The sequence below is a fragment of the Lactobacillus sp. UMNPBX12 genome, assembly GCF_002553955.1.
Taxonomy (GTDB): domain Bacteria; phylum Bacillota; class Bacilli; order Lactobacillales; family Lactobacillaceae; genus Lactobacillus; species Lactobacillus crispatus.
In genome coordinates this window covers 18638-36626 of the sequence record NZ_PCYY01000009.1, presented here as the reverse complement: position 1 = coordinate 36626, position 17989 = coordinate 18638, and the positions used below count along the sequence as shown (strand labels likewise).

Sequence of the window (17989 nt, the reverse complement as noted above, 5' to 3'; positions counted from 1 at the left end):
TGAGGTGAAATCACATGGCAGATTCAGAGATTGAAGAAATCAAACAGCTAGATAGCGATGCAACAGAAGACTTGACTGACCAACAGCTTCAAACTTACATAAACAACGCTCATTTGATTGCTTTAACTGATAAGTTCCCTAAGGATGTTGAATTTGACGATGTGCCTGTTTTAACTCTAGCAACTAGATACATGGCACTTCACTTAATCTCAACTAGAAGCGGTACTGCTGGCAGTGGTGTTGTATCTGAAAAAGTAGACGTTTTGGAAACTCACTATGCTAACACTGGTCGTCTTGACTGGTACAGCCGTTCACCGTGGGGACAGCTCTATTTAAAGCTCTTGAAAGAATTTGCCAGACTTGACACAAGCTTTGTGGTGATTCAACACTAATGAAAATCGAAGGATACAATCATATCCCTGAAATAACAAAAGAACTTGACTACTTAAACAAGCATCAAGTCGCTATTGGTTATTTTGGAGAGCATGAAAGCAGATTGCTAACCATTGTTGGTGCTAATGAATTTGGTGCAACGATTAAGCCAAAGAATGGAAAATGGCTTTGGATTCCAACTAAGGAATGTCCACGTGGCAAAGGTCCTAAGGATATTCAAGGCTTGTTTATTCCTAAAGGTCATAGAGTAGCGTGCGTTAATAACAACGGTAAACTAGTAGCTTATTTTTACTTGTCAAAGTTGGTTCAGATACCAGCCCGTCCATTTATCAGACAGGCTTACATGAACAACAAAGCTAAGTACACCAAGCTAGTAAGACACGGATTAACGCAGATATTTCTTGGTAGATTGACAGGCGAACAGCTACTCAATCGACTTGGCTTAGTTTGTACGGCTGACATCGCTAAGGCTTCAATTCGCTTGAAGCACCCAGCAAACAGACCAGTCACGATTGAACGTAAAGGGTCTGATAATCCATTGGTTGACACTGGCGAACTGCAAAGAAAAGTCACTTATAAAATACTGCACGTGTAATAGTAGGCTATAGAAAGTAGGAAACTATGAGCTTTAAAATGCGCCCTCAAAGATTAATTAACAAATTTGGTGTTGATCTCTGGGTTTGGACAGCAAGCAATTTTGCAAAACAAGAATATCTAGGCGGAGAAACCGTTTTTGACGATTATGATTCGCTTGACAAAGCTGATGCTGACAAATTGCATGAGCCAATACTGCCAATGTCTAGTCACCTTGCACAACTCTTCGGTCAGCTTAATGGCGGCGGGGAAGTGCAAGGCGATTTACTTTGGCTTTCACTTGGTAAATATCCAATTGGCACTGTAGTTTACTCACCAACGCAAGGCGGATTTTACAAAGTGACTAGCAGATCATCATATGACGGCTATACTGAGCCACATTTCTTTGAGTATCAACTAAAGGGGGTAGATCAAGATCAAACAAATCCAATCGCAGATGCCACCAATGAAGGATCACTACCTAGTGATCTACATCCTTATCCAGGTGGTTAATCAACTGCTTCACTGTAACGTATATCCTCAATATAATGCAGGATTGCGCGACAAGTATCCTTTCGTTACATATAGCTGGATTGATGCAGGTAGCAACACAACAATGGACGACATGGGCGAAATGGAAGTCACTCTTCAAATTGATGTGCAAGCTACTGATCAATATCAAGCTTTAGAAATGATAACCAGCCTGCACAAAGCTCTAAAATGGAGCTATGGTTATCGCAGATATTTTAAGCAGGCACACATAATTCCACATAGCGTATCGGGGACGAACGCCAAGCCTAGTTATGGTTACGGAGCCGTAATCAGTGACTATTGGTTTGAGTGTTCGTTTTCTTTATATGATCTTGGAACTATTTATAAACCAGAAGACCTTAACTTTGTATTTAATGAATCAATCATTGAATCAATTAAGGCAATGAACACAATGAATGGAACATCCATTAAAACTAGTAAGGAGGACAAATAATGGCAACAACCATCAATTCAGTCGCACCATATGACCATCCTATGGACGTTAATGTCGTGATGACTGTTTTACGCCCACAACCTGTCAAGGACTTGGGCAATATTCTACTTTTGAATGCCACTTCTGCAGATCCAAAAGCAGGAGGCACTTTGTCAGACACTTTGAACAGCACTGACATTTTGAACGGCATCTTGTTGAGAAAAACTGACAAGACTACTGGTGCTATTTATCGTGAATACAGGAATCTTGACGCTGTAGCTGTCGATTACAAAGAAGGCACACCAGTCTACAAGAAAGCATCAGCATACTTTGCACAAAGTAATCACTCTGACCGCATTGCTGTCTTGGATTATGACAAGAGTAAGGCATATGAGGCTCTCAAGGCATTCTGGTACTTTAACTGGACTTTCGCTATTTGTGTAGACAACACTATTGACGATTCAGCCGTCAACTTATCAAGCATCTTTGAAGTCAACAAGGATCACTTCTTAGTACTTCAAACAGAGAACATTTCCCAATACACGCAATTCAACGGTCAAAACTACACTATTGGTCTTAGTCACGACTTAGATGAACCAATGGATGCCGCTTTTGTTGGTGCAATTGCTACGCGTCCAGTCGGAGCGGTTACTTGGAAGTTTAAGAACTTAGTTGGCATTACTGCTCAAAACTTAACTACACAAGAACTTGCAGGTATTAATCAAGTTCATGCCATCGCTTATGAAGAAACAATGGGCAGGGGTCAAACATCAGAAGGTACAACCTTATCTGGTGAATACATTGACTTGCTTCATGGTGTGCTTTGGGTTCAAACAACCGCACAGGCAAAACTTGAAAAGATGCTTCAAGAAAACGGCAAAATTCCTTATGAAAGTAAGGGTATTGCAATGATCGGTGCTGTATTAACGGAAGTCATGAATAAAGCTTACGAAATGGGAATCATCATGACTGACGATGCGACAGGTCGTGCGATGTTTACTGTTACTACTACGCCACGTGAACAACAGTCACAAAAACACTTGTCAGAAAGATTTTATGATGGTGCAAGCTTTGAATATCACGCTTCAAGCGCTATCCACACCATTACTGTTAACGGCACTGTTGATTCAGACACCGTTTTGGCGGCTTAGAAAGGAGAATTAAATGCCTTCAAGAATTAGAATTGGAAAACTTCATGAATATGACGCTCGTGAGTCAACATTGATGATTAATGGCCATTTGATCCAAGGATTTTCAGAAAACAGTATGTTCACTATCCAAGATGACCAAGATTCTGCGAGTTTGAAGATTGATCCACAAGGTACGCCAACTAAGTCACGTAACAATAGCACAAGTGGTACTATGACTGTTCCATTGGATGAAACTTCACCATCCAACGCACTTTTATTGAAATACTTCAATGAAGACACAGTGTTCCCAGTGGATTTAATTACTTCAACTGCTCATGTCTCAACAACTTATGCGTTTATTACTAAGCGTGCAAACTTGGAAGGACAAAAAGTAGCTAGTGATCGTAGCTGGAATATTAAATTGATTAACTACGAAGAAACTGCAGTTATCGACTATGACGAATAGTTGACGGTTGCAAAAAGACCTATCATGAAATTCTTATCAAAGGAGATTTAAGATGACTGAAAAAATTAATAATGCCAAATTGGCACAAGAACAACATGACGAACAAGTGAGAATTAAGAAGCAAGCTGAATCTAGCAAGATCGAATCATTAGAAGGCAAGACCAAGACCGTGACAATTAGAAAAGGCACTGATCAGGAATACACGCTTGAATTGCAATTTCCAGGTGTTGAAAGAGCTTCAACTTTGATTGAAGATTCAAGAAATCCGTTTGGACAACCAAACCTTCCAGAATTGCTTAAGGAATCATTGAAAGACGTTGTGATCGCTCCACATATTGAATCTCTTAAATGGTGGAATCAGCATGAGGGTCTTTATGAAGCCGCCAACGCAGTTTTGAATTTTCTTACTGAAAAACTCTAATGTTAATTTAGATGATCAACAACTAGAAAAACAAGCTGATTATTCAGAGATTCCATTGCGCTTAGTAATGCACGGTGTCCCTGAAAAATTAGTAAAACATGCAACGCCAGATCAACTAATGATTATGCTGAAAATTGTTACTCGTGACATGGATCAGCAAGCAATCATTAATGCTAACCATATTGGGGAGCTGTTTGGTGGAAGCAGTAATCAAGATGAAAGTTAAGAGGTGAAGCCTATCAAGTAATTGATGGCTTTTTATTTTGCACTAGAAAGGAGGTAACTATATGGCAGACATCGAGCATCTAGGCATAGGAATTAACACAAATATTGATTATGATTCATTGACTAAAGCTAATGAGACAACCAAAAAGTTTATTTCTAACCTAGGTGTTCTTGAAAAAAGACTTAATCGGTTAAAAGTCCCAACTGGCTTGTCAACTGACTTGAACAAGATCAAAGCGTCAGCTGACAATACAGCAAAATCAGTTAGCGATTTAAAAAACAAGTTTAATGGTTTTGCTACAGCTGGTGAATCAGCAAGCAGACGTGTTGATAGTGCTACAAGTAAAAACGTTATCAGCATTAACAAGTATCGTGACGCTATGAATCAGTTTTCACCAAGCATGAAAAGAGCTGGCGATACTGCAAAAGAAGCATCGCAAAGCTTTAATACTGCTAAAGGTGCGGCTGAAAAAGCTGGTGCATCTATGGATAAAACCAGAGAATCCAGTGAAAGAACCGCCACAGGCTTTGGCAAGCTTCACGAAGCTGGATCTAAGCTGGTAAACATTAGCACGATGATAGCCGCATCAATGGTTCCTGTTGCGGCGGCTTTTAAAAAGGCAAATGATGAAGCTATTAAGTTGGCTGATGAATACAATGTCATCAAAAACTTACAGGAAACAGGCGGTGACAGTGCTAAAACTGCAAGACGTAATACAGCCGCTATTCAGAGAGAAAACAGAGCTTTATCAATCAAGTATGGTGTTGATCAAAATGATTTAGCTAAAGGCTCTGAGCAATTACTCAGGCGAGGTTATTCTGGACAACAAGATTTAGCCGCGCACAAGTACTTTGTTCAAGCCGCTAAAGCAACTAATGAAAGTTATAACGACATAGTTGCCGCCGCCGCACCAATGCTGGAACAATTTGGCTATAAGAAAAAAGCTGGTACAAGCAAGAAAAAGATGGCTGACTACACCAGACAAGTATTAAACAAAGCCGCTTATGTTGGCGATGTTACTTCTGGATCAGTTGGTGGTGAAGGTGGTTTTGGTAACTCCTTTAAGATGTCAGGATCAATTCTTCACTCAACTGGTCAATCTTTATCATCATCACTTGCTGTTTTGGGTACTTTGTCAAACTTTGGCGAAGAAGGTACACAAGCTGGTACTGGTGTACGTCAAATTGTTTCAAGCTTATTAGGCGCTTCCAAGAGTAAGACCAAGTCAGCCGCTTTGCATGATTTAGGCTTAACTGCTGGTGATTTCTTTACAAAGAATGGAAATATGAAGCAGTTGCCTGATGTTTTTAGAATCTTGCATAACGCTACACGTGGTAAGAAGTCTGACCGTGTACAAAGCGACTTTAAACAGATCTTTGGTCAAACTGGATTTAATGATGCTTCTATCCTAACTAAGAACTATCAAGACGTTGCTAATAATGTTAAGGCGGCTAACAGGGCTAACAGTACAAACTACATAACCAAATTATCTAATAGCAACATGAACTCTCTACAAAATCAGTTAGAGAAGACGAAACAGCTATTTAATGATGTTGGGATGTCTTTTGCTAAACAGATAGCGCCTGGACTTGCTAACATGCTTAAACTTGTTAACAAAGTTCTTGAAGCTGTTAGGGGTTGGCCTCAGCCTGTTAAACGCACTCTTGGTTACATTACTGCTATCACTGGTGCATTAAGCACTGCAACTGTAGCAAAGAGATTAGCTGGTAACCTTTTGGGAATTGGCGGCAAATCTGCTATTCAGGGTACTGCCAAAGGTGCAACAGGTGGCGCAAACAGATCATTAATTGGATCGGCACTTAACTTTGCAAAAACTAATGCTATTGGCGGTAAGTTTGCAAAAACAGGAATAGGGCAAAAAGCCACTAAAATGTTAGGCGGCACGGCTGGCAAAGGTGCTACTGCCTTAGCTGGTGTCGGTATTGCCGCAACTTCTGGCGTTGATCTCTACAAGGCGATAACTGCTAAAAACTCAACCGCTAAGTTTAAAAACTACGGCAAAAGTATTGGTTCAGCAATCGGTGGGGGTATCGGACTTTGGCTCGGTGGTCCTGCTGGTGCGGCAGTCGGTACTATGCTTGGTCAAGTTGCTGGTGGCTGGGCTGGTAAAATGGCTAAGCAATTTAGCAAGACTAAGTTCGGCAAGGCAATTGGTAAGAGCTTCAATCAAGCTGTTTGGAGTATTAAGCAAGCTCTACGTCCATTGGGGCGCACTGTTCATAGTTCTCTTGGTACTGTTGGCAAAGAATTTAATTCGCTTAATCGGACAGTTGGTAAAGCATGGCGTGATCTTAACAGAAACAAAGATTTTAGAGCGTTCAAACGCAATTTATCTAATTTCTTTAAATCATCAATAGTTGCAACTGCGCGATTTGGAATTAAGCAAGTTACTACTATCTTTAAGACTGGAATCAGGGTAGCAATTGACGTTATTAAAGGCTTAACCAAGATATTCAAGGGAATTGTTGGCGTTGTTAAGAATACTGTCAAGCTTGTGTCTGATGTCTTCCATGGTCGTTGGATCAAGGTCTGGGGCGATGCCAAGGGTATCGTCAAAGGCGCAGTTAAGATGATGACTGGCTGGATTGATACGCTTAATAAAGTTACACAAGACATCTTTGGTGGAATTATTAGTACTGCTAAAAATGTTTGGGACTTTGTTACTGGTCATGACAGTAAAGTATCTAGTCACCACGAAAACTCAACTAGTGTTGGTAGTGCTAATAAGCAAGTTGCCAATATGCAAAACGGTCAAGGCGGCAAGCATCATGCAGGTAAATCACATGCAACGACTATTGCTGACATTAACAAATCAACTCATTTAGGCGCACATGCTAACGGTACTGCTTCTTTAGTTGGCGAAGCTGGTCCAGAACTTGCTTACAAGCCTTACTCAAATAGAGCGAGATTACTTGGTGCAAGAGGTCCACAAATCACTCATATCCAAGCAGGCGAAAAGATCCTTAACGCCCGTGATACTCGTAAAGTCATGAGTGGCGGTCTAGGCACTGGATTAATTCTTAAGGGATATGCTACAGGTAACACTACGCTTGGCAAAACAACTAAGAAAGTTACTGATGACTACAAGCAGATCAAAGACAAGTCCACGAAGTCGCTTAATGAGCTGACCAGAAAGAATAATTCTAGCTGGCGTAATATAACAAGCACTACGACTAAACAAGCTGAGAAGAGCCGAAAAGGGGCAATAAACAAATACAGCGATATGAGCAAAGGTGTCACCAAACAAATGACATCATTGCACAGTCATGTTGTTGATCTTGCCTCTACGACTTCTAAAGGTTTTGGTAAAGAGCTAAATCACATGACCAAGTACGCTCATTCAGCAATGAATGGCACGATTGATGAAGTTAACTCTGGTATCAAGGGCATTGATCAAGTTCTTGGTCAATTTGGTGGTAACACTCAAGTTATTAAGCCTGTTAAGTTCGCACGTGGTTCAAATGGTCGCTTAACTCAAAATACTGTAGCTATGGTTAACGATGCAACTACTGGACCAGTTCAGGAAGCTATCGTCAAAAACAGTGGTGAGATTTTATTCCCACGTCACAGAAATCAGATTGTCGGACTTGAAAAAGGTGACGCTGTTCTTAACGGCTCTCAAACACAAGAGCTGGCACAATCAATTGGCTTAACTCACTTTGCGAAAGGATCAGGGGTAAGTCATAGTGCATTGAGAAAAATTGCTGAAAAAGCTGGTGCTAACCCTGCTAAAAGCTTTGCAGATATGTACACAAGTAACATCAAATCTGCAGGAGCTGACTTTAGGAAGGGCGCAATCGCACTCGCTAAGAACTCATCAACGCACTATGGAAATCCATGGTCAACTGCAATGTGGACTGTCATTAACAACGCTATTGGTGGTGCTGACGGTAAAGGCGGTACCCGTGAAGCATTCCTGAAATATGCGGAGTCAACGTTTAGCGGCGTTCCATATCAAATGGCTGCGGCTTCAAAGAAGTTGTCTGACTGTTCAGGTATGGTCATGCAAGCCTTGCGTCATTTTGGTATTAACATCGGTCGTACGACTGTAGCAATGCAGGAATCTAGTGGCGTGCAATATCTAGGTAAGTCATTATCTAAGACACTGCCTGGCGACTTGGTCATCTTTGGTCATGGTACAGGTGCCGCAGGGCACGTGGGTATCATTAAAAATCCAAAGACAGGTACGATGTTCAACGAAACTGAACCGAGAGCGCACGTTTCAAGAATCGCTGATGATAAAGGCATGGGCTACGGTTATTACCGTGTAAGAGGTTTGCACAATGCCACTCAGTCCAAGAAAACTGCTAAGGCAGATAAAAGACTTATAGCACTTGCTAAACGTGAGTTGGGTAGTTCTGCTATCAAATGGATCAAGGAACAGCTGGGCGATGATTTCGGCTCACTTGGTTCATTCAGCATTGTCGGTGACTTAAAAGAACGTGCAAAGGCATTGGCTGGCGGATTGAAGAAACTCGATCCACGAGCAACCAAGAATGGTATTGCTGCTATCTTAGGTAACTGGAATTTTGAATCTGGTGGTTTAAATCCCAGTGCTGTTAACTCTAGCGGTGGTGCTTCTGGTTTAGGTCAATGGCTAGGTGGTCGTAAGACTAACTTAATGGCATTTGCGAGACGTAAAGGCAAGAGCTGGACAAATCCGGCTGTACAGTTGGAATTTGCCGTAAGAGGTGAAGGCTCAGACAGTGCTATCTTGCGTCGTGTCCTAGAAGGTCATGGTAGTGTTGCAAGTCTAGCCAACATGTTCTCAGCACAATGGGAACGTGGCGGTTACAATGCCCAACACGTCAAAGGTGCTATGGAAGTTCGCAAGGTTCTTGGTTTTGCAAAGGGTGGTCGTCCTAAAGCACATACACCATTTATAGCTGGCGAACATGGTCCCGAATTAATAACCGCTGATGGTCCAGTTAAGGTTGATACTCACGAGGAGACTAAGAGCAAGCTAAGAGCCGCAACAATTCACAAGCCTGTAGTTAGTCCAGTTAAGCGTGAAGTTGGTTCACACCCCATTACGATTAACATTAACGTAAATGGCAATGTTGAAGGTAAAGAAGCAAGTCTTAGAAGATTAGCTCAAATGATTGGTGATCAAGTTGACCAAAAACTTGATGTATTATTTGAACACATCGCTAACGATGGCGGTGTAGATGAAAGTTACTATTAGGAGGTGAGACTTTGACGACTAAAACTAAAAAGAGAACGGCTGAACAAAAAGCCTATGACGATATGAAGTACTGGGACAAACAGCGCAAGCATGAAAGTGCTACATACATCAAAGCCTTTTCTAAGGCACAATCTTATGACTTTAACTCTCATAAAGCTAAAGGCAAAAAGAAAGAATCTTTGATTCGTAAGCGCAATAATTGCTTGAAGCTGGTTGATGCGGCTAAAAAGCGCAAAAACCGAGCTAAGAAAAATTATAAAAGCGCTAAAAGCAGATATGACAGGATAGTTAAGCAGAAGGCTGATGTAAGCAATAAACTTAACCAGATTGCTGATCATGCTGTTGGCTGGAAAAACGAAGGTAAGGCGGCCATTTTTAGATCAGACGGCAAAGGAGATATAATTTACATCTCGCCTGCTGACGGTGAAGATGAAAATGTTTCATCAAATATTACGTCTTATCCAGTCGACAAAGGCGCTCCCTATAGTGACTATTCAAGAGTAAGCAGTAAGGGCGCTACCGTTGCTGGTATTATCGTTGGTAAAGATAAAGCTGACGCATATCGTAAATGGCAGATGCTTAGCAGTTGGAACAACAACCACTATAGGTTGAGTTATAAAGGCGACTTCTATTACAAGCACTATCTAATCGCTAACATGTCAAACAGCTACAAGAACTTGAGGGACAATATTGAAGTATCAATAACATTCCAGTTTGTTTATGAAGCTGAGATCACGACTTCTAATGACAGTCATCATCACAGAAAATCGTCTAAGTCATCGAAGTCTGTAGCAGGAAACAGAAATAAGAAGTACACAGCTATCACGGTTAAGAGTGGTGATACCTTGTGGGCACTATCTCAAAAATATGGCAAGTCAGTAAAATGGATTGCTAAAGTCAATAACATCAAAAATCCTAATCTGATTTATCCAAAAACAAAGATAAGGGTTAGGTAGGTGATTGAATGAGAAATTATATTCCCGTAGATGTCGACAATATGCCTGACATCTTTGAAATACCGTTAGCTGGTGAAGTTTACACTTTTAGAATTGACTATAACGAAGTAGCGGACTTTTACACCGTAACAATTTGGCATGATCAAAAGAGACTCCTATCGCAGGAGCCTCTTTTATTAGGTCAATTAGTTGGTATTGATATTCCTGATCCAGAATTGCCAAGAATCGACATTAGAACCATGGATGAAACAGGTCATGCAAAAGATGCTGGCAAGGGCAGTTTGGGTTATGAAGTTCAGATGTATCTTGACGTTGTTGATCCAAATGGATCAGAAACAGAAGACCCGTCACGCAAGCCACTTGGCTATGACCCTAATGAAACTGATGATGACTTAACAGATGAAGAGGTGTCCTACTAATGATTATCACTAGAGACCCTCACATGCGTTTTGTTGCAGAAGATGACAAGGGACACAAGCAAGTTGTTTATAACGATGAAACTTATGAACATAACTATCCTTTTACTTTTGAGTGCCCTTTTAGTGATCAGGCTGTCCCTCAAACTAATACAGTAGTTTTGATGAACCTGACAAAAAAGCATAAAGCATTTTATAAGAAGGGGATGCACTGCTGGGTCGATTTTAATTGGGGAAAAGAGCCGAAAAAAATCGCAGAAGGTTTTATCAATGGTCACATTAAATTCAGCAGTGACGGTGTTACTGATCAAACGACTATTACTTTTACCGAAGGCACTAACTACAGCAATGTAAAAGCTAGAGCTATGCGGATTAAGAAAACAAAAAAGGTCAATCACTACAAAACAATCACGGTGACTGAAAAAGGTCACTTTGAAGAAAAAAGAGTGAGTGTCCCGTTTATTGAAACTTACAAGCGCGGTCCAAAGAAAGGGCAGAAGCGTGTAGTACACCACTGGCAAAAGAAAAAGGTCTGGGTCAAGCCTAAAACTAAAAAGAAACGCGTCAAAACACGCGCCCAAAAGGCTTACTTTGCTAATATGACTTTTCGCAAAGGAACTAGCTATAAAAAGATTATCCAAAGTGTTGCCGCACAAGCTGGCATTAAGATTGACAGGCTTGACTTGACTAAAGATTACACAATTAAAAAGTCATATACAGCCAAAGGCAAGCCACTAACGCTTTTAAAATATTGGGCTAAAAAGGCTAAGTCTGAGATGACTTATGAAAGAGGCAAGCTAGTCATCGTTAATCCTAATGCACCAAAACATACATGGTACAAGATTGATGATAAAGACTTGATGCAAGTTCCTGCAGAAAATGAGGCAAGTGACGATAAAAAAGGCGCTGTAACGTGGGAAATCGTCACACCGCTCATTCCTGATGTAACAACAAATACAGGGATCATCATGAACTCAAAATACTTAAAAGGTAAGTTCTATTGCAAAGGTGGCTCACACACGTTTGACGGTGAAAGTCCTAAAACTCAAGTTTCTTTGGTAAAGATAAAGAGGTGATTATATGCGGTCAGCAAATCAAAAGAACAAGAACTGGTATGAAGCGTTGCTGAAATTGCTAAACAATATTTATACAAATATTGATGTTGGTTTTCCTGCTAGGGTTATCAGTTATGACAAGAAAAGACATGTAGCTGACATTCAGCCGCTATTTAACTTTTCAGACGGCACAAAAAAAGCACAATTGCTGGATGTGCCTGTTGCAGAAAACTGTTATATCGTTGATGAAATTCTTGAAAGACTTAAGCCAGATTTTTCAGCAATTGATTCAAATTCTAGCTTGCCTGAACACTCTAAAACAAATCTTGTTAAGCACTTGCCTAAAAAGAAGCTAATGCGAAAAGGAGTACTTGTCACGGTGCTTGTGTTGGATCGTGACATGGACAATTGGAAAGGCGGCAGGAATGCTGACGAGTTTACGCCAGCCTCTAATCGCACACATGATATTAATGACGCTGTAATCATCGGAGTATTGGGCGGTGATGCTGTAGATGGCTAATGATATTAAGCTTGGTGAAAATCATGACTTCGTAATTGATCCAATTACGCATGATCTTGAAATAACAAACGGGCTTGATGAAATTGCACAACGTATTCAAGCCACACTAGAGATCAGATATGGTGAAATGGAACGGCTTGACCCTGAAATGGGGGCTGATTATACCAATTTTTTGGGCAAGCACCTTGATAAACAAGCCGCCGCAGGTGACATGCGAGCTGTTATTGAAGCTAAAGTCCCAGAGGTTGAGACCGTTGATGAAATTAATTTTGAAAAGTTACCTAATAGAAAGCTAAAAATTACTTTCAGGGCAACTGCTAATGTTGGTGAAGTGGAAGGAGGGATAGAAGTTGACAATTGATTGGGGATTAAAGAAAACAGGATACATAGCACCGACTTATGAAGAGTTTCTTGATAGTGTTGAGGATGATTTTCGCACAAGATTTGGTGATAAAACAGCTCTTACAAGTAATGCCAATCTTGGTGTTATCGCTAGATTAATGGCTGACGCTGTTTATGATCAAACACAACAGCAAGAAATGATCTATTATTCAAGATTCTACTCAACTGCTTTCGATTCATCTCTTGATCGCCTAGCCGCTAACGTTGGTTTATGGCGCAAAGTTGACGCTCCTGCACGTGTGCAGATTGTAATTACTACAAGTGATGAATACCTAATCCAAAAAGGTGAAAAGTTTGAAACCGAGGACGGTTTTATCTTTGACCTTGTTGATGATGTGCTTACAACTAAGCAAAATGACGGCACTTTTCAAGGCACTGGTAATGTACAGTGTGAAGAAAAAGGTGAAATTGGAAACGTTGATGCTAATACAATCACGATTGTCTCTAATCCTGATGAAGACATCATTTCTGTAACTAATCCACAGCCTGCTGGTGGTGGTCAAGATTATGAAAACGATGAAACATTCAGGAAACGTCTAATCATGGAAAACGCGGCAAGACCAGGTCCAACAGAGCTAGGAATTAAATCTGCTTTGATGAATCTATCAGGCGTTAAACAAGTTGGATTCATTGATAATAGTAAATTTGTTCCTGATGAATACGGCAATCCACCATGTTCGGTGCATGTGTATGTACTAGGCGGCAATGATCAAGACATTGCTCAATGCTTAATTGATCATGGTGCGGCTGGTATTAATCTAGCTGGATCACTTGCATATTCTGCTAAAGATGCGGCTGGCGACATCAAAGAAGTTAAATTTGATCATGCTAAGCAACATCGAATTTATGTGAAAGTACAAGTCAATATTAATGACGCTTGGAATAGTGACAACTGGATTGATGATGTCAAAGAAGCAATCTGTGATGAAATTAATTCATTGGAGCTGGGGCAAAAGCTGTATCTAACACGACTTTATCCTGTTACTTATGACGTTAATGGTGTTAACGATGCTGTTATCACGATTGGCAGTGATAGGACTAATTTAGGCAGTGCGGATATTGCTGTAGATCGTTCAGAGTTTGCTCATTGTGATCTTGACGATGTGGAGGTTGATTTGATTGGTTTATGAGACAACTGACCAACTGATTGCAGAAGCGGCAGATCACTGGAACAAGCGCCATGATACGGTCTTTTACAATCTTATTGACATCTTTAACCAATATCTTGGCAAAATTGATGACAATGGCAAAAAGATTGAAGATTGGACTGAACTAAAAAATGCGGAAGGTACAACACTAAATTTAATCGGACAAGATTACAAAGCCTACCGAATCAGTGACGATGATGAAACTTTTAGATTTATCATCTTTATCAACATCTTGATGTCACATGCACAAGGTACGATTCCATCAATAATTAAGATTATGAGTACTGCACTTGATGCTCCTACGGATAAATTAAAAGTTTATAAAACAGGGGTAAGACATATTGGTATGGAAATACCATTTGACTATGTCAAAACAGTGCAGATGCAGAAATTTATCGTTGAAAATATTCAACGACTTCTGGCTATGGGCTACTGGATTGATGAAATTATTTTTCGCACCTCTACACCACTGCCACTATACATTGGAGTTGGTGGTCAGATCAGTAGCACTTCAATTTGGTCTGCCAATACTGTTTGGTGGACTGGCTGGAAAGCAAAAACAGAAGAAAAACCTTTTGCAGGCATTATAGGCAGAATGAGTGATACATCAATTTGGAAAGCTAAAACAACAATTTGGTGGAGCGGTTGGAATGCTAAAACTACACCAGATTATTATGTTGGAATGGCTGAAAGATATATTTCTAGTTCTGTTTGGTCAACGGCAATAAATTAATTCAAGCGCTTTTTAGTGCTTTTTTATTTTGCAAAAGAAAGGAGTAAAAATGGCAGACGGATATAAAAATAAATTGCGATCAAGTATTTTAACAAATAGCGGTCGTCAGACTTTCCTACAAGTTGGCAACGGCGTTGGTACTTTAGTCTACACGCGTGCTATTCTTACAAGCCAAACTATGAACGATAGCAACGGAAATCCGCTTGATAACGAAATTATCGCAGGATTTAGCAATTTATCAGATGATCTGAAAGATGGAAAATTACAAATTACGCCAGTTACAGGCAATCATTTTGAAGTAATTGCTAACTTTGATAACAAAAACCAAGCGCAGGACATCGTTTTTAGAGCTATCGGCTGGTACGCGCGCATTGATACTAAAAATGGCAATGGTCAAACAGTAAAAGGACCAGAAAAATTAATTGCTGTCTCACCAACAACTAACGAAAGTGAAGTGCTAGCTGCTGGTAGTCCAGACGGTTTGTCTACACAAGTAATTTCTGCAGCGCTTGATATGACAATCAGTAATGCTGCGAATATTTCAATGACTGTCAACGATATTAGTTATGTTACAAGGGCAGAGCTTAACGCGTGGCAGACACAAATTGAAGATACAATTTCTGCTGGTTATATTGAATTGCCTATGCGTAATAGTCAAGGACAACAACTATTTGACCATGACGGCAAGGCGATCTCATTTAAGAAGCTTTTAATTGATACTGATAGAACGCTATCACAGCAAGGCAAGCCAGCAGATGCAAACGCAACAGGGCAACGGCTTAACAATATCGACCGCAGTCTTGAACAGCTTAATCAAGATTTGTATAGCAAGTTTGATACAAAGCAGAATGCGCAAGACCTTAAAAACGGTATTATTGCTAATGCTGACGCTAACAGAGACCAAGACAACAAGATTGCAGTATTGCAAAATCGAGCTTCTGAATTAGAAGCAAATACTCAAACGATTCACTTGCTTGGTCATGATTGGAGCGGTCTAAGCGGTCATGCAAGTCAACAATTTAAGGCTGCACGCCAGTTCATCGTAAATGATGCAACTTTGACAAATGCCAATGCTTATGCAAACGCAAAGGCAACAGGCGACGCAATCAAACAAAACTACCAACAACTAAGTCAAGCGATCGGAATTATCTGTGCTTGGCTTGATAACTTAGGTAATCAGCAGGTAATAATCGATCTTAAAAACCGATTATCTGCGTTAGAAGATTCAAAGAAGGAGACTAAATAATGGCAAACGTAAGAATCCAAGACTTTAACGAAAACTTGAAACCAGATACTAACAACGATTTTTTAATGACTTTTAATGACGGTTCTGAATCAAAAACTAGATTAAGAGACGCATTTTACAGTTTAGTGCCAGACGGCGCGCCAACTCATAACAACGTATTTCGTGGTCAAAACTTAGGTGCGCTTAATGCTACACATATTGCCAACATTCAAAATGGTTCATTCCATGACATGTTCATTGGTGACTACTTCCAAATTAACGGTTCAAACTACGTAATTGCAGGCATTAACACAAAACACTTACACGGCGATAACATGCAACTCGGTAATCACTTGCTCTTAATGCCAGACAGATTCTCTAAGTCAGAAGACGGCACCGTATTAAGAAGTAACGGTAAAGATACTCACTACATGAATGACACTGACACTACGGCTGGCGGTTTTGCAGGTACTAAACTTTACAAGACTATCATGCCATCTATTCAAAAGAAACTTGAAGCGGATTTTGGTAATCACTTATTAAACTTTAGAGAAGTTGTTTCTACACATGTTGATGATAATGGCGCACCAGATCAAGCAGAATGGCGCGATGCTAAACTTGGTATTCCTAACGAAGTGATGATCTACGGTACTACATTAAACGGAAATAATAAAAACGGTTCATGGTACAACACCGGTGACGATGATACACAATTACCATTATTCCGCTTAGACCCAGATGAAATTACTAACCACAGAGATTGGCCATTCTGGTTGAGAGATATCCGTTCTGCTTCGGGGTTTGCTCTTGCCGGCACCGATGGCGGCGCTAACTGGGGCGGTGCTTCGGACTCTTGGCATGGTGTTCGGGCTTTCTTCCTCATCGGTTAATCTTTAAATCCAGCGACCATTTATGGTCGCTTTGCCGATAGAAAGCAGGCACAAAATGAAAGCTTTATATATAGATTTATTTGAGCGCTGAAAGGTGTTCTTTTTTATTGCAAAAGAAAAGGAGAAATTATGAATAACGATATTAACCAAGATGTTAAGCAAGATGCACCAGTTACTGATAACCAAACTACACCAGTGACTCCAGTAGCTCCTGCTGTTCCAGACAGCGTAAAGCTTGATTTATCAGCAGATCAAGCAGAAATGGTGCAAGATCTTTTAAGTAACTTCGTATATGCTTATCGTTCTGATCGTGAGGTTGACTGCAAGCGTGAACTTGTGCGCAGAGATCAAGTTGGCAAATACCCATATATTGCAGAAGCACCAGATCCATCAATTATTAATCCAATTTACGATTGGGTAGGCAAGAAGTGGTACTCAAAGAGCGGCTCTACTAGCTTGCCAGAAATTACGCAGGCTGTTAAGACTTTGCAAAACGATCAACAAGTTGGCACTGCTCAAAATCTTGCTTTGACTAAGGCTGTAAAGGAATTGAGCGAAGGTCAAGCTGATCAAAATAAGTTGCTTTCATCAATGCAACACTTAATGCTTCAACTTGCAAGCGGTAAGGTAACTACACCGGCTGTGCCAACTCAACCAACTACTGATGACAAGACAACTGATAACACTAATGGAGGTAATAACTAATGACTACTAGTATTTACGATATGTTTGTTCAAATGTGGATTCTTGACTATGAAATGAAGCTTGAAGGTTTTGGCAAAGCTTACTTTCAAGGTTTAGTTAAGAGTGGTCAACTCAAGACAGAAGATTATCAAAAGATCGTGGGCGAAGCTTATGAAGCAACTGATAACCAAGTTAGCGTTGCGCCTCAAGCTTAATGGCTTGTATGCAATTTTAGGGCTGTATGCAATTTTAAAGGGTGCAGCTTTAATGACTAAGAAATATCCACAATTTTACTTTCCACCAGAATTGCGCGGGCTTATGAACAGCCCGGTTTTGCAGTGGGCTTTAATTGTGGCTGGTGTTCTTATGATTGGTTATATTCTTTCAAGTTATAACAACGAACACATAACAGGGGTATTAATCAGCTTCATTGCAGGATTAATTACTATTTTGTGTTTATTAGAGTTTGAACACTGGTATTTCTTAGATGATTATGGACCAGTATTAGCAAGTGATTTAACTGTTTTAGCAATAACAAGCTGGACGGCACGACATAGATGTAAACGCTAGGACAGGGGGTC

21 protein-coding genes are annotated in these 17989 nt (G+C 40.3%); all 21 read left to right on the top strand.

What is annotated here, in order from left to right; genetic code table 11:
• Positions 1-14: 14 nt before the first annotated feature.
• The 21 genes from CP363_RS05085 to CP363_RS04990 all read left to right on the top strand — a co-directional run bounded on the left by CP363_RS05085 (position 15) and on the right by CP363_RS04990 (position 17978).
• Complete coding sequence (locus CP363_RS05085; protein WP_098035943.1) at positions 15-392, top strand: DUF4054 domain-containing protein; 378 nt, start codon at positions 15-17, stop codon at positions 390-392.
• A complete protein-coding gene (locus tag CP363_RS05080; RefSeq protein WP_098035942.1) occupies positions 392-988 on the top strand; it encodes a hypothetical protein in 597 nt (198 codons plus the stop codon). Before CP363_RS05085 ends, CP363_RS05080 begins: the two co-directional genes overlap by 1 nt.
• Positions 989-1014: 26 nt before the next feature.
• Positions 1015-1479 (top strand): hypothetical protein, encoded by a 465-nt coding sequence (locus CP363_RS05075; protein ID WP_098035941.1) that lies wholly within the window; start codon positions 1015-1017, stop codon positions 1477-1479.
• Positions 1433-1951 (top strand): hypothetical protein, encoded by a 519-nt coding sequence (locus CP363_RS05070; protein ID WP_233187134.1) that lies wholly within the window; start codon positions 1433-1435, stop codon positions 1949-1951. The genes CP363_RS05075 and CP363_RS05070 overlap by 47 nt, the downstream gene beginning before the upstream one ends.
• The gene (locus CP363_RS05065) at positions 1951-3081 is read left to right on the top strand and encodes a DUF3383 family protein (protein WP_098035939.1); all 1131 of its coding nucleotides are present in this window, start codon (positions 1951-1953) and stop codon (positions 3079-3081) included. Before CP363_RS05070 ends, CP363_RS05065 begins: the two co-directional genes overlap by 1 nt.
• A 13-nt stretch (positions 3082-3094) precedes the next feature.
• Positions 3095-3526 (top strand): hypothetical protein, encoded by a 432-nt coding sequence (locus CP363_RS05060; RefSeq protein WP_098035938.1) that lies wholly within the window; start codon positions 3095-3097, stop codon positions 3524-3526.
• 52 nt (positions 3527-3578) lie between these two features.
• Complete coding sequence (locus tag CP363_RS05055) at positions 3579-3947, top strand: hypothetical protein (protein ID WP_098035937.1); 369 nt, start codon at positions 3579-3581, stop codon at positions 3945-3947.
• Positions 3948-4002: 55 nt separating this feature from the next.
• Positions 4003-4173 (top strand): hypothetical protein, encoded by a 171-nt coding sequence (locus tag CP363_RS10725; protein ID WP_158227359.1) that lies wholly within the window; start codon positions 4003-4005, stop codon positions 4171-4173.
• Between the two features lie 61 nt (positions 4174-4234).
• On the top strand, positions 4235-9379 hold the full coding sequence (locus CP363_RS05050; protein WP_098035936.1) for a phage tail tape measure protein: 5145 nt from the start codon (positions 4235-4237) through the stop codon (positions 9377-9379).
• Positions 9380-9390: 11 nt separating this feature from the next.
• Entirely contained in the window at positions 9391-10335 is a 945-nt protein-coding gene (locus CP363_RS05045; protein ID WP_233187133.1) for a LysM peptidoglycan-binding domain-containing protein, read from the top strand.
• A gap of 8 nt (positions 10336-10343) precedes the next feature.
• Positions 10344-10754, top strand: coding sequence for a hypothetical protein (locus CP363_RS05040; RefSeq protein WP_098035935.1), 411 nt, complete (start codon positions 10344-10346; stop codon positions 10752-10754).
• On the top strand, positions 10754-11827 hold the full coding sequence (locus CP363_RS05035; RefSeq protein ID WP_098035934.1) for a hypothetical protein: 1074 nt from the start codon (positions 10754-10756) through the stop codon (positions 11825-11827). Before CP363_RS05040 ends, CP363_RS05035 begins: the two co-directional genes overlap by 1 nt.
• Before the next feature lie 4 nt (positions 11828-11831).
• The gene (locus CP363_RS05030) at positions 11832-12326 is read left to right on the top strand and encodes a hypothetical protein (protein WP_098035933.1); all 495 of its coding nucleotides are present in this window, start codon (positions 11832-11834) and stop codon (positions 12324-12326) included.
• The gene (locus CP363_RS05025; RefSeq protein WP_098035932.1) at positions 12319-12687 is read left to right on the top strand and encodes a DUF2634 domain-containing protein; all 369 of its coding nucleotides are present in this window, start codon (positions 12319-12321) and stop codon (positions 12685-12687) included. Before CP363_RS05030 ends, CP363_RS05025 begins: the two co-directional genes overlap by 8 nt.
• The gene (locus CP363_RS05020) at positions 12677-13858 is read left to right on the top strand and encodes a baseplate J/gp47 family protein (RefSeq protein WP_098035931.1); all 1182 of its coding nucleotides are present in this window, start codon (positions 12677-12679) and stop codon (positions 13856-13858) included. Before CP363_RS05025 ends, CP363_RS05020 begins: the two co-directional genes overlap by 11 nt.
• Positions 13848-14609, top strand: a complete 762-nt coding sequence (locus tag CP363_RS05015) for a hypothetical protein (RefSeq protein WP_098035930.1) — start codon at positions 13848-13850, stop codon at positions 14607-14609. Before CP363_RS05020 ends, CP363_RS05015 begins: the two co-directional genes overlap by 11 nt.
• Before the next feature lie 49 nt (positions 14610-14658).
• Positions 14659-15855 (top strand): hypothetical protein, encoded by a 1197-nt coding sequence (locus CP363_RS05010; RefSeq protein ID WP_098035929.1) that lies wholly within the window; start codon positions 14659-14661, stop codon positions 15853-15855.
• On the top strand, positions 15855-16724 hold the full coding sequence (locus CP363_RS05005; protein WP_098035928.1) for a hypothetical protein: 870 nt from the start codon (positions 15855-15857) through the stop codon (positions 16722-16724). Before CP363_RS05010 ends, CP363_RS05005 begins: the two co-directional genes overlap by 1 nt.
• A gap of 129 nt (positions 16725-16853) precedes the next feature.
• Entirely contained in the window at positions 16854-17429 is a 576-nt protein-coding gene (locus CP363_RS05000) for a hypothetical protein (protein ID WP_098035927.1), read from the top strand.
• On the top strand, positions 17429-17623 hold the full coding sequence (locus CP363_RS04995; protein ID WP_098035926.1) for a hypothetical protein: 195 nt from the start codon (positions 17429-17431) through the stop codon (positions 17621-17623). The genes CP363_RS05000 and CP363_RS04995 overlap by 1 nt, the downstream gene beginning before the upstream one ends.
• Positions 17580-17978 carry a hypothetical protein gene (locus CP363_RS04990; RefSeq protein WP_143468712.1) on the top strand — a complete coding sequence of 133 codons (399 nt, stop codon included), beginning with the start codon at positions 17580-17582 and terminating at the stop codon, positions 17976-17978. The genes CP363_RS04995 and CP363_RS04990 overlap by 44 nt, the downstream gene beginning before the upstream one ends.
• Positions 17979-17989: the final 11 nt, after the last annotated feature.